This is a genomic window from Methylobacterium sp. Leaf106, from assembly GCF_001422895.1.
Lineage (GTDB): Bacteria > Pseudomonadota > Alphaproteobacteria > Rhizobiales > Beijerinckiaceae > Methylobacterium > Methylobacterium bullatum.
The window spans coordinates 308,863-321,133 of sequence record NZ_LMNB01000023.1 but is presented as its reverse complement, the minus strand read 5'-3'; the positions used below and the strand labels follow the sequence as shown (position 1 = coordinate 321,133).

Genomic DNA, 12,271 nt, shown 5'->3' with positions numbered 1-12,271 from the left:
CAGGGGAGATGCGGGCCGATGGCCACACGGGAGGATGCCCCTCCTCCTATCGCAGTGCAGCAACGAGCGCGAGGGCGGGTGGCGCAGGGCACCACCCTACCGGGGGATGGTGCCGGCCTCTCAGTTCCGCGCGACCCCGGTGGCGATCGCCTTCACCAGGGGAGCCGTGGGCACGCTCTTGCGCCAGAAGGTTCCGGCCCGGCCGGTCTCGCGCCCGCTCTCGTAGAGCTGGCGCATGTAGGCGGTGTCGAAGCCTTTCGCCGTCGTGGTGTTGGGCGCGGACTCGTCGATATAGGTCAGGTTGAAGCCCATGCCGTTGCCGCGGGTGAAGGCGTAGGTGGCGGCCAGCGTCGCGCGGCTGCGCGCCCGGCTCGCGGTGGTGAACGAGCGCTCGACGATGGACAGGGTGTTGTTCTGCGCCACGTCGAATTCCGGCTCCAGCCGCCCGTTGATGATGACGTAGATATCGGCCTTGCCCGCCGTGCGCAGGCGGCCGTCCCGCAGCAGGAACGATTGCGGGAGGGTGAAGACCGGCGTCACCACCGACCCGTCCACATGCATCTCCTGGAACGCCCTGCCCTCCGCCTGCACGTCGAGGAGTTGGGGCGGGAACACCGCCGGGATGCTGGCGGAGGCCGTGAGCACATCCGTGAACAGCGCGACGGCGTTGGGCCCGCCATTGGTAGCGATGGCGCCCATGTTCCAGATGACCGCGCGCTGGGAATCGAGGTTCGTCGTCACCACGAGGAGGCGGCGCCCCTTGGCGTGCTGCTCGGCGATGGCGGCGAGAAGATCGGACGTGACGTAGCGGCGCACGAGGTCGCGGAGACGTCCGTCCCCGAACAGGCCCGATCCGAACACGATGTTGGTCACGCTCGGCGATTGCACCAGGGTCGAGGCGACGCCGCTGGTGTAGATGTCGGTGAGGGTCGAATCGTAGGCCGACCCGAGGAAGGCGAAGGGCGCGATCAGGGCGCCGGTGCTGACGCCGGAGACGAGGGCGAATTCGGGCCGCTTGCCGGATTCCGACCAGCCGTTGAGGATGCCGGCGCCGTAGGCTCCGTCACCGCCGCCGCCCGACAGGGCGAGATAGGCGAAGGCGCGCTTCGAGCGTTCCGGCCGTGCGACCATTTCCGTGAAGGTGCTCTCGGACGCGTCGGCATAGGCGCGCACGCTGAGATCCATGCCGGCCGGAACCGCCGCCGAGGCCTGGTCCGCGGTGTAGGCCACGCGGGGGATGGAGCCGCAGGCGGCCAGCTGTGCGGCCACGGCGAGCGCGGCCGCGCCCTTGACCCATCCGAACCGGCGAGATGTCGACATGGCGGCGTGATCCTGGCGTTCGACCTGCATCGCCACCGGGGGATGGAGCGTCAAGCCGAGCGATAACGAGCTTGGCCATTCTACCGTTCCGGGCAATGACCGGCAATCATCGCCGGCCGAAGCCGCACCGATCGGCCTGATACGTGATGGATCAGCAACGGTTCTACGGGCGTGCTCCGACACACGTTCCGTAAAACGGTCTCGAACGACTGGAACACGGCGGCACACCAAAGCTTGTCGAATGGATGAGCCTCCCTATGTCGTTGATATCAACTCACAACGACATCGCCGCCTATCACTCGCACGCCATGGCTCACCGTCATGGCGAAGCAATACGGATCCTCGCGACGGTGTGGTGCCTTCGTCGGTGCCGAAGACTTTCGCCCTGGCCGCGATCCGCGCCGGGCAACACGGGAAGGCATGATGGAAGCGGACGACGCCTGGCACCTCACCGACCGATTGGGGGCCGAGCACGGAAGGGGCGATCCTTTCGCGGCGGCCATCCGCGCGACGCGCATGGCGATGCTGATCACCGATCCGCGGCAGGCGGACAATCCCATCGTCTTCGTCAACGACGCGTTCCTCAGGATGACCGGCTACAGCCGCGCCGAGGTCATGGGCCGGAACTGTCGCCTCCTCCAGGGCGAGGAGACCAGTCCCGACGCGGTGCGCCAGATCCGCGACGCGATCGCGGCCAAGCGCGATGTCGCCGTCGACATCCTCAATTATCGCAAGGACGGCAGCCAGTTCTGGAACGCCCTCTATGTCAGCCCCGTGAGCAGCGACGAGGGCGAGACCGTGTATTTCTTCGCGTCGCAGCTCGACGTGACGGACCGGATCGATGCGCTCATGCAGACGCGCAACGAGAAGATCCATTTCGAGCGCGAGGTGGAAAAGCGCACGCGGGAACTCACCGAGGCGCTGGCGGCCAAGACCATGCTGGTCCACGAGGTGGACCACCGGGTGAAGAACAACCTCCAGATGATCGCCTCGCTGCTCACCCTGCAGACGCGGACCATCACCGACCCGGATGCGAAGGCCTCGCTCAAGTCCATGCTGGCCCGCGTCGAGGCTCTTGGGACCGTGCACAAGCGCCTCTACCAGTCGAACGACGTCCAGCGTTTCGATGTCGCCGCCTTCGCTCAGGAACTCGCCGTCGATCTGGTGCGCGGCTCAGGGCGGCAGGAGATCGAGCTCGACGTCGACCTCGTCTCCGTCGAGGTGGCCGTCGAACAGGCGCCCCCGGTCGCCCTCGTGATGAACGAGCTGCTGACCAACGCCCTCAAGCACGCCTTCCCCCGTGACGCGGGTGGCCGGCTCTTGGTCTCGGTGAAGCCCGAGGGCGAGGAGATCCGCATCACCATCGCCGATGACGGGATCGGCATGCCGGTGGACGTCGGCGGCGGCCGCACCTTCGGCAAGCGCCTGATCGAGAGTCTGGTGCGCCAGCTGAATGCCGATATCGCCTGGCACCCGGCCAATCCCGGGACGCGGATCGAAATCCGCCTGCCCCGCGGCGGGACGGGCCACAGGGAGTCGATGTGACCGAACCTCTCCGGATCGTCGTCGTCGAAGACGAAGCCTTGATCGTGATGCAGCTTGAGATCCTGCTCGAAGAGGCCGGGCACGAGGTGGTCGGCACGGCCGTGTCCGCGAGGGACGCCGTCGCGGTGGCCCGGCGGACCCGGCCCGACATCGTCCTCATCGACCTGCAGCTGAAAGGCGGCTCCTCCGGCCTCGACGTGGCGAAGGATCTGGCGGACGAGCCCGCGATGATGCTGGTCTTCCTGACCGCGAATGCGAGCCGCTTCCACGACGACTTCGCCGGCGCGGTGGCCGTCATCGCCAAGCCCTTCTCCGAGGCCATCATCGGGAACACGATGGGATTCCTCGAGGAATGCATCCGGACCCCGCCCCCGGTCTCGAACCTGCCCCTCGGCCTGCGCCTCGCTCCCGGCTATCTCGACAGCCTCGGCGGCTGAATCCGCGCCGTCCCGTCGCGTCAGGCCGCCCTCTCGGCGCGCGACAGCCTGGCGACGACGCCGGACAAGTCCCGTGCGGGAACGGGCTTGCTGAAGAAGAAGCCCTGGACCTCGTTGCATCCCTCCGCCCGCACGAGATCGAGCTGCGCCCGTGTCTCGACGCCCTCCGCCGTGATCGTCGTTCCGCGTCTCTCGCCGAGCCCCACGATGGCGCGCACGATGGCGGCGGTGTCCGGGTCGGCGATCTCACGGATGAAGGAGCGGTCGATCTTGATCTTGTCGAACGGGAACTGCCGCAGGTAGCTCAGGGAGGAGTAGCCGGTCCCGAAATCGTCGAGGGCGATACGGACGCCGAGGTAGCGCAGGCGGTGCAGGCAGGCGATCACCGCCTCGGTATCCTGGATGAGGACGCTCTCGGTGATTTCGAGCTCCAGCCTGTCCGCCGCGAGGCCCGACGCCGACAGGGCCATGATCACGCATTCCTCGAGGCCCGGCTCGCGAAACTGCATCGCCGAGACGTTGACCGCGATCCGGGCGGAATGCGTCCAGGACGCGGCCTCGCGGCAGGCTTCGCGCAGGGCCCAGTTCCCGAGTTCGACGATCAGGCCGGTTTCCTCGGCGATCTCCACGAAGGTCGAGGGTGGGATCATCCCGCGGGTGGGATGGGGCCAGCGCATCAGCGCTTCGACGCCGCTCACGCTGTCCGTCGCGAGGTCGACCACCGGCTGGTAGTGCAGGGTCAGGTCGCGGCCCAGGATGGCCTCGCGCAGCTCGAATTCGAGCTGGATGCGCTCCTCGATCGCCGCGTCCATGCTGGCTTCGTAGACGCGGGCGGTGTTCCGCCCGGCGGCCTTCGCCCGGTAGAGCGCGAGGTCGGCATGCCTCAGGAGGGGATCGGCCTCGAGTCCGTCCGAGGGGGCATGGGCGATGCCGATGCTGATCCCGATATTGGCCAGGTGGCCGTTGAGCTTCACCGGCAGCGCGATGGCGTCGATCACCCTGCGGGCGACCTCGACCGCCTCGTCCTTCCCCCCGAGATTGACCAGAATGATGCCGAACTCGTCGCCGCCGAGGCGGGAGACGACATCGCACGGCCGCAAGACCTCGCGCAGGCGTTCGGCGACGAGCTTCAACAGGATGTCGCCCGCCAGATGTCCGAACGTGTCGTTAATCGCCTTGAACCGGTCGAGATCGAGACAGAGCACCGCCATCGGGCGACCGCCGTTCCGCACCGAGCCGAGGGCCTGATCCAGGCGCTCGTGGAACATCGACCGGTTGGGCAGCCCGGTGAGGGCGTCGTGGCAGGCGAGATGGGCGATCCGCTGGTCTGCCTCCTTGCGGGCCGTGATGTCGATATGGGTTCCGACGAAGCGGATCGGTGTGCCGTCCGGGGCGCGGGTCACGACCTTGCCGCGGGCGAGGAGCCAGATGTAGCCCCCCGCCTTCGTGCGGACCCGGAGCTCGATCTCGAAGGCCGGCTGCTGGCCGTGGAAATGCGCGACGGCCGCCAGCCGGCAACCGTCGATGTCGTCCGGATGGATCAGGGACCCGACATAGGCGAAGGACCGGCCGAACTCGCCGGGCGCGTAGCCGAGCATGCTCTGAGCCCGGTCGGAGAACCAGACCTCGCCGGTTTGGAGGTCGGCGTCCCATAGGCCGTCCCTGCCGCTGTCGAGGGCCAGGGCCAGCCGTTCCTCGCTCAGGCGCAGGCGCGCGTCGCTCGCCCTGAACGCCTCCTCCACCTCCTTGCTGGCCGTGATGTGGAGATTCATGCCGACGAAGCGGCAGACCTCGCCCGTCTCCGGGTCGAGGACGGCCTGGCCGAATCCCTGGAACCAGCGGCATTCGCCGGTCGACGGGTGCAGGACGCGAAATTCCACCTTGTGGTTGGTGCGTGTCGCGATGGCCCGGCTCGCCTCCGCCCGGACCCGAACCAGGTCCTCGGCCGGAAGGTTTTGCTCCCACTCCGTCATGGTCATCACGAGGCCGGCGGCCGGATCCGCCCCATCGAGGGGCAATCCCTGCATCCGTGCGCTTTCCTGGGACTGCCAGATCCAGCCCGAGGCCACGTCCCATTCCCAGACCCCCGCCTCCGCCGCGTCCTGGGCGAGGCGCAGCAGGTCGCCGGTGCGTTCCAGCGCGATCCTGGCGGTGATGATGTCGTCGATATCCAAGGCCGTCGCGAGCCATCCGGGCTGGCCGTCGAGGAGGCGGATCGGGCGCTTGCTGACCTTGTGCCAGCGGTAGACGCCATCGGCGCGGCGGATGCGAACCTCGAAATCGTAGTCCTGCCATGCCTTGTGGCGGTCGCCGACATCGCCGCGGATGCGGCTGCGATCGTCCGGGTGACAGGCCTCGACCCGCTCCTTGAGGGAGAAGAGCGGCCGCTCGAAATAGCGCCCGAAATGGCGGTTGCAGTAAGTGGTGTCGCCGCGGTCGTTCGTGATCCAGACCATCTGGGGCAGGAAGTCGGCGAGCAGGCGGTAGGACGCCTCGCTCTCGCGAAGCGAGCGTTCGGCCCTGTGCCGGGCGGTGATGTCGGCGAAGGTATAGACGGTGCTGCCGTCGGCCAGCGACACCCCGCAGAGTTCGAGGAGGGTCCCATCCCGTTGCAGGTGCTCGCCGCTGGCGCCGGCTTCGCCGTGATCGCGGTTCCCGTCACGGACCCGCCTGTCCAGGGTCGCCGGCAGCGAACCGTCCCGTTCGGCGATGTGGCGGCGGAGGTCGTCGAAGGGGGCTCCGTCGTGGAGCATGTCCCGGGGCAGGTCGAGAAGCAGGTTCAGGCGCTCGTTATGGACCCTGACCCGGTCGTCCGCATCGACCATGACGAGGCCTTCGTCGATGCTCTCCAGGGTGACGCGCAGGAGATCCGTCGTCTCGCGCAGGTGCTGGTCCGATCGGGCCAGTTCGGTGACGTCGAGGCAGATCCCGGAGATGGCCCGGATGCTCCCGTCCGGGTCACGCTCGACGATTCCACGCTCGGCGACCACCCGGCATTCCCCACCGGGTCGGACGATCCGCGACCGATGCTCGTAAGTGTCGCGCGCGAATGCCCCCGACCCGGCCACGGTGTCGTCGAGATGCCAGCGGACGCGCTCCCGGTCCTGGGGATGGTAGAAGGCCAGATGGTCGTCGAGGGGGATGCGCGCGAGATCGGCGGGCGCGCGGCCATGGATCCGCGCCATCCCCGCCGACCATTCGACGCAGGCTTCGGCCACGTCGATGCGCCAATGTCCGAAACCCGCGATCTCCTCGGCCATGCGCTGAGATGCCAGGGCCGCTTCGAGATGGGCTTCGCGGCGGGTGAGGATGGTTGTGACGCGCAGGCGCTCTCGCAGCTCCGCCTCGCGCTCGGCATTGGCTAGGTGAAGGCGAAGGTGCCCAGTGACGATGAGGGCGAGATCCTCGAGCTGGACCAGGTGTTCGTCGGTGAAGTCCGGACGCGGGACGGTGTCGATCAGGCACATCGTGCCGGTCCTGTGCCCGGATCGGAGCGTGAGGGGCACGCCCGCGTAGAACCGGGCCCGGAGCCCACCCGTCACCAGGGGATGGTCGGCAAATCTAGGGTCGGCGAGGAGATCGCGGATCACCACCGGCCCGTCGGATTCGCCGGCGATGGCCTGCCCCGCGAACGCATCGGACCAACCCGGCATCGCCCCCGCGGCACCCGATCCCGCCTTCAGCGCGGGAAATTCGGTATCGACGAGGGGGACGAGGACGATGGGAACGCGGAACAGGGCCGACGCGGTGCGGCACACGGCGTCGAGATGTGGCTCCGGATCACAATCGCCGGGGTACGTGGAATCCGCCTCGATGGCATCCTTCCGTTCCCCGTCGCCTCGGTCGTGTGCCCGATCTTGCACGTCGCACCATCCAGGAAAGCAAGCCGACGTTATCCGTCCTGCCGATGGCGTCGATCGACGCTGCGTCATGGACGTTCGCGATGTACATTACGCTGATCAACGTTGCGATAGTCCTACTCTTTCCTTCGAACCACCACCGTCATTCGGCCGATGCGGCACGGAAACGCGAAACGGCGGCTTTGTCATCCGGAGGGATGGAATTGGCCAGGGCCGATCGCTCGCGGCCGTGTGAGCCGCGCGGCGAAGCGAAAGCCTGAGCCCGCGCAGGCGGGCGCCGACGACCGAGGCCAGCGCGACAACCGAGGCGGGCGCTTCGAGCGATTGCCCCGAGCGAATGGCCGAGCTTCCTTTCGCAGGGCGCAATTTCATCGTAACCGTTGTCCATCGCATCCGGTCCTGCACCGTTCCCGCCGCCTCGAACCCCGTTCAGCCACCTTGTTCCTTCCCGGCGAAAGCCATCTCTCCAGCGCGGGCTCCCGTGGCTTCTCGAGCGTCGACACCTGGGTGTTCGATCTCGACAACACGCTCTATCCCAGCGACGCCCTCGTCTGGCCGCAGGTCGACGAGCGGATCACCCTGTACGTCATGCAGCTCTACGGCCTGGACGGGATCTCGGCACGGGCGCTGCAGAAGCATTTCTACCACCGCTACGGCACCACCCTGAAGGCGCTGATGGTGGAGGAGAATGTCGACCCCTATCATTTCCTCGATTTCGCCCACGACATCGACCATTCCACGATCCGCCTCGACGCGGCCCTGGGCGACGCCATCGAGCAGTTGCCCGGCCGCAAGCTGATCCTCACCAACGGCTCCCGGCGCCATGCCGAGAACGTGGCCGCCAAGCTCGGCATCCTCGACCATTTCGAGGACGTGTTCGACATCGCCGCCGCCGACTTCGTCCCGAAACCCGAGCGCTCCACCTACGAGCGCTTCCTCGTTCGGCACGATGTCGATCCACGCCGGTCGGCCCTGTTCGAGGACATCGCCCGCAATCTCGTCGTGCCCCACGAGTTCGGAATGGCGACGGTCCTCGTCGTGCCCCGCACCATCGATCCGTTCCGCGAGGCCTTCGAGCAGGAGGCGGTGAAGGAGCCGCATATCGACCACATCACCAACGATCTCGCCGCGTTCCTGGGCGAGCGGGTCCTCCCGGTCCTCCGATGAACGCTCCCGCCCGGAATTGGGCCGATCTCCAGGCGCCGTCCCTCGACGACGTGGAGATCCTGGCACGCGATGCCCTCGCCCGCCTGCCGCCGGAGTTCCTCGCCCTGTGCGAGGGCGTGACGATCCACGTGGAGGATTTTCCCGACGACGCCACGCTCCGCGAGATGGAGTGCGAGAGCGAGTTCGACCTGCTCGGCCTGTTCCGGGGCGTCGGCCTGGCGCAGGGTGGCGAGGTGGCGACCGGGCAGTGGCACAACCGGGTCTGGCTCTACCGCAGGCCGCTGCTCGATTATTGGGCCGAGCACGAGGAGACCCTCGGCCATCTCGTCACCCATGTCCTCGTCCACGAGATCGGCCACCATATGGGCCTGTCCGACGACGACATGGCCGCCATCGAGGCGGCGGCGGACGAGTGAGGTCCGGATGAGCCCGCCCGGTTCCGTCAATCGTCGTTGGCGGGACGCGGACTCACGGCGCGAGGTCTGAGCAGGCTGGCCTTCGGGCGACGGGTGCGGAACTGCCCGCGCTCCACGGCGATGAAGACGAGCACCGTGACGGTCAGCGTCGTCACCCACCAGATCACCGTGAGGCCGACGCCGATACAGGCGATGGTGAAGGCGCTGGCGAAGACCGCCATCGCTCCGGGTGCGATCGCGCCGGGGGCGGTGGCGGTGGCCGAGCGGCCGCTATGGCGGATCGCCGCGTGGAGGGCGAAGGCCGCGGCGAAGGCGCCCACGATCCCGAGTTCGTACCAGAGTTCGAACAGCATCGTGGTGGGGGCGTTGCCGGGCAGCAGGTTCACGAACCGGCCGCGCGAGGCGGTCTCGAACCCGTGTCCGGTCACGAGGCGGACCGGCTCGGTGGTCACCACTTTCTGCCACGCCTTGATGGTGAGGACATTGGGCGCCGTCGGCCCCAAAGCGACGATGCCGATGGGCCGGGCGAGGAAGGGCAGGAACGGCGCGCTCACCAGCAGGCCGCCGCAGACGAGGGCAACAGCGCGCACGCCGACGAGGGGGCGATAGGTCGTGAGGGCGAACGCCACCGCGCCGACGGCGAGCGCCAGGATCTGGGTGATGTTCGGCGAGATCGAGAGGGCCAGGGCCACGAGGATGGCGGTGCCGAGGGCCTCCAGGTCACGCCCGCGCGAGCGCAGCCACGCCACGGAGGGCCAGACCAGCAGGGCGAGGACCGTCAGCCCGCGATCCACCGAACTCTGGTCCTCGGGCATGGTGCGCAGGAGCGTGTCGCCGAACAGCCCGAACACGATGGAGACGATGGACGCGGCGATGACGCCCAGCGGCAGCAGGTAGAGGTTGGCCGAGCGCATCCGGTCCGGCAGCGCGAGATAGGCGGCCAGGGTCATCAGGATGGTGGCCGTGAGATTCAGAAGGCGCTCCGTCGCCGGTCCGAGGAACGGCGTCCAGACCAGGGACAGGGCCGACCAGAGGATGACCAGCCCCCCCGCCAGGAAGGCCGTGGACGTCAGCATCCGGGTCGCCGTCACCCGGAGCGGCCGTTGCTTGCCGTCGATGGCGCTGGCGATGACGATGAGCGCGATGGCGATGGGCGCCAGGATCACGGTGGCGCGCCGGGCCACCTGGGCCGCCACGGGAAGCAGGACGAACAGGCCGAAGAACCCCACGCGCCGGAGCAGGGCCGCCGCGTCGAGGGCCGGATCGATGGACGGTCGAGAGGTGGGCGCGCGGGCCATGGTGCGATTGCAGCCGTTCGACGGCGCCACGAGTCCGCCCGTGCGCTACCGCTCGAGTCGTAGTGCAGGGAGGCGGTGCGCGCTGTAGATGTCGTGCAACACCCGTGCGTCCTCCGCCGCCTGCCTTCACGCGGCCTTCGGTTGCCGCCGCCTCGGAACCAGCCGCCGACCGACATCCGTCAGCACCCGCCAACCCGCCCAGGTCGCCAGGAAGCCGAGGAATCCGGCGATGATCCCGTCGGCGTTCGCCGGGACCGCGGGCACGTAATCCTGGTAGGTGGCGCGGGCCAGCGCCATGTCGGGGTCGCGCAGCAGCGCGGCGAAACGGCCCATGGGGCCGCCCGCCTCGGTGAGGGCCTGCTTCTGCGCGTCGAGACGCTGCAGGCGCTCGATATCGGCGCGGGCCGCTTCCCCGCGACGAGCCACCAGGGCGTCGCCGTTCCCGCGCAGGCGCTCGACGGCCCCCTGCCGGTTGGTCCCGCTCGCGGCGGCGTCCGCGTCGAGGGCGGCGATGGAGCGTCGCAACTCGTCGAGGGTGCCCCCGAGCCGCTGCGCGTATTGCTGCGCGAATTCGGGCCCCTGGGCGGCGACGATGCCGCCGAGGATGCCGAGGGCGAGGCCAAGGGTCCGGATCACACGCAGCACGATTCATCCCTCATGACGTCGTCAGACAAAAGGCCGAGCCGCGTGGCGGTTCCCGAACGGCCGGATGGCGCACGAAGGGGCCGCTCCGTGGCGGTTCCCGAACGGTCGGATGGCGCACGAAAGGGCGGTTCCGTGGCGGTTCCGTGGCGATTCCCGAACGGTCGGGAGGCGCACGGAAGGGCCGCTCCGTGGCGGTTCCGAACGGTCGGATGGCGCACGAAAGGGCCGCTCCGTGGCGGTTCCCGAACGGTCGGATGGCGCACGAAGGGGCCGCTCCGTGGCGGTTCCCGAACGGTCAGGGGAGGTCCGCCAAGGCGGCTTCCACCTCCGCCCGCGTCACCTCGGCCAGGGGTTTGGCCACCTTCGCGGCCTGCGTCTTCCGCCCCGGCCTCATGACGAGGACGATCGTCTCCAGGCCGGGACAGGAAGGGTCCGGGCACAGGATCTCGTTGACCTTCACCACGGTCCCGGGCTCGACGAGGTCGCGGACCCACTCTTCGACCCGGCGACGCGCGGTATCGTCGGCCGGGTCGCGCCGGCGTCCGAAGCCGAGGAGCGCCATGGCCGCCTCAACCCGGCAGCGTCAGGATGCCGGCCATGCCACCGGCGCAGCCGAAGGCGAGCCGGCCGCCGCGCCCGTCCCAGGCCAGGGCGGAGACCGCTCCGCCCTTGGTGGCGGGCCGGACCAGCAGTTCCGAGGCATCGGCGAAGCGCACGAGCAGGATGCAGCCGTCCTCGTAGCCGATGGCGAGGACCAGGGCCTTGGGGTGGAACGCCACCCGCGTGACGCGGGCCGGGCGGATGCCGCATTCGCGCGGCGCCTTGCCGGTGGGGCCTTCCTTCGAATCGAACGGCCAGATGATGGCCGCCTCCGCGCCGCTGGTGGCGAGCCAGTTGCCGTCCCCCGACCAGCTCACCGAGCGGACCTTGCCGGGATAGCCCGACATCCGCATGTGGCCCCGGTCGGGCTGGAGACGCCAGCCGTGGAGCGAGTTCTCCTGCATCGTCGTCACGACGAAGCGGCCGTCCGGCGACCAGGTCACGTCGAGATGCGAGCCCTTCCATTCCACGAAATCGGGAGCGGTCTCGAGATTCGGGTACCAGAGGGTGGCGCCGTTGTAATGCGCCACGGCGAGGCGGTAGCCCTTGGGCGCGAAAGCGAGCCCCCGCGCCGTGGTGGGCGCGGCGAAGACCTTCTCCCGGCCCTTGGCATCGCGGGCGACGACGTTGCGGCCGGCGGCATAGGCGATGGCGCCATCGGAATGGAGCGCCAGGGCGTCGATCCAGGCCCCGCCCTTGGCGGCGGCCACCTCCGTCATGTCGCCATCGGCCGCGACGGCCACGATGCGTCCGTCGTCGCCGCCCGTCACGATCCGCCGTCCGTCACCCGAGGCCACCAGGATGCCGGCATCCGGGTGAGCCGCCACGCGCCGCGTCTCGTGGGGGCCGACCAGCATCACGGCCCCGTCGCCCAGCGCCAGGGCCAGGACGTCCTTCAGCCAGACGGCCCCGGAGACATGGGCGCCAGCCTCCAACGGAACGACGTGATCGAAGAGTGAGGGAGCGCTGGCGCTCATCGGCTA

General features: G+C 68.9%; 10 protein-coding genes. 4 read left to right on the top strand and 6 right to left on the bottom strand.

The window, feature by feature from the left end; genetic code table 11:
* Nucleotides 1–120: 120 nt before the first annotated feature.
* Nucleotides 121–1,320 (bottom strand): patatin-like phospholipase family protein, encoded by a 1,200-nt coding sequence (locus tag ASF34_RS13285; RefSeq protein ID WP_026176177.1) that lies wholly within the window; start codon nucleotides 1,318–1,320, stop codon nucleotides 121–123.
* A 420-nt stretch (nucleotides 1,321–1,740) separates the two neighbouring features.
* On the opposite strand from ASF34_RS13285, the gene ASF34_RS13280 reads away from it, so the two are divergent.
* Together ASF34_RS13280 and ASF34_RS13275 are read left to right on the top strand one after the other, a co-directional pair.
* Entirely contained in the window at nucleotides 1,741–2,865 is a 1,125-nt protein-coding gene (locus ASF34_RS13280; RefSeq protein ID WP_056161590.1) for a histidine kinase dimerization/phosphoacceptor domain -containing protein, read from the top strand.
* Nucleotides 2,862–3,302 (top strand): response regulator, encoded by a 441-nt coding sequence (locus ASF34_RS13275; RefSeq protein ID WP_056161588.1) that lies wholly within the window; start codon nucleotides 2,862–2,864, stop codon nucleotides 3,300–3,302. Before ASF34_RS13280 ends, ASF34_RS13275 begins: the two co-directional genes overlap by 4 nt.
* A gap of 20 nt (nucleotides 3,303–3,322) precedes the next feature.
* Here ASF34_RS13275 and ASF34_RS13270 read toward each other — a convergent pair whose 3' ends face one another.
* A complete protein-coding gene (locus ASF34_RS13270; RefSeq protein WP_162240041.1) occupies nucleotides 3,323–7,060 on the bottom strand; it encodes an EAL domain-containing protein in 3,738 nt (1,245 codons plus the stop codon).
* Nucleotides 7,061–7,600: 540 nt separating this feature from the next.
* Here ASF34_RS13270 and ASF34_RS13265 point away from each other — a divergent pair.
* Nucleotides 7,601–8,329 carry a pyrimidine 5'-nucleotidase gene (locus ASF34_RS13265; RefSeq protein ID WP_056161584.1) on the top strand — a complete coding sequence of 243 codons (729 nt, stop codon included), beginning with the start codon at nucleotides 7,601–7,603 and terminating at the stop codon, nucleotides 8,327–8,329.
* The gene (locus ASF34_RS13260; protein WP_018045203.1) at nucleotides 8,326–8,745 is read left to right on the top strand and encodes a metallopeptidase family protein; all 420 of its coding nucleotides are present in this window, start codon (nucleotides 8,326–8,328) and stop codon (nucleotides 8,743–8,745) included. Before ASF34_RS13265 ends, ASF34_RS13260 begins: the two co-directional genes overlap by 4 nt.
* Nucleotides 8,746–8,771: 26 nt before the next feature.
* Here the strand turns inward: ASF34_RS13260 and ASF34_RS13255 are convergent, their stop codons facing one another.
* From ASF34_RS13255 to ASF34_RS13240, 4 genes are all read right to left on the bottom strand, one after another.
* Complete coding sequence (locus ASF34_RS13255) at nucleotides 8,772–10,043, bottom strand: hypothetical protein (RefSeq protein ID WP_056161581.1); 1,272 nt, start codon at nucleotides 10,041–10,043, stop codon at nucleotides 8,772–8,774.
* A 126-nt stretch (nucleotides 10,044–10,169) separates the two neighbouring features.
* Nucleotides 10,170–10,688: a DUF2937 family protein gene (locus ASF34_RS13250; protein WP_056161580.1), complete on the bottom strand. Its 519-nt coding sequence runs from the start codon at nucleotides 10,686–10,688 to the stop codon at nucleotides 10,170–10,172.
* A gap of 295 nt (nucleotides 10,689–10,983) precedes the next feature.
* A complete protein-coding gene (locus tag ASF34_RS13245; protein ID WP_018045206.1) occupies nucleotides 10,984–11,250 on the bottom strand; it encodes a hypothetical protein in 267 nt (88 codons plus the stop codon).
* Nucleotides 11,251–11,257: 7 nt separating this feature from the next.
* Nucleotides 11,258–12,265, bottom strand: coding sequence for a WD40 repeat domain-containing protein (locus ASF34_RS13240; RefSeq protein WP_056161578.1), 1,008 nt, complete (start codon nucleotides 12,263–12,265; stop codon nucleotides 11,258–11,260).
* Nucleotides 12,266–12,271 lie beyond the last annotated feature (6 nt).

Bases quoted from the DNA above. Each gene is read 5' to 3' on its own strand.
- ASF34_RS13285 (WP_026176177.1), bottom strand. From the start codon at position 1,320: ATGTCGACATCTCGCCGGTTCGGATGGGTCAAGGGCGCGGCCGCGCTC.
- ASF34_RS13280 (WP_056161590.1), top strand. From the start codon at position 1,741: ATGATGGAAGCGGACGACGCCTGGCACCTCACCGACCGATTGGGGGCC.
- ASF34_RS13260 (WP_018045203.1), top strand. From the start codon at position 8,326: ATGAACGCTCCCGCCCGGAATTGGGCCGATCTCCAGGCGCCGTCCCTC.
- ASF34_RS13255 (WP_056161581.1), bottom strand. From the start codon at position 10,043: ATGGCCCGCGCGCCCACCTCTCGACCGTCCATCGATCCGGCCCTCGAC.
- ASF34_RS13245 (WP_018045206.1), bottom strand. From the start codon at position 11,250: ATGGCGCTCCTCGGCTTCGGACGCCGGCGCGACCCGGCCGACGATACC.
- ASF34_RS13240 (WP_056161578.1), bottom strand. From the start codon at position 12,265: ATGAGCGCCAGCGCTCCCTCACTCTTCGATCACGTCGTTCCGTTGGAG.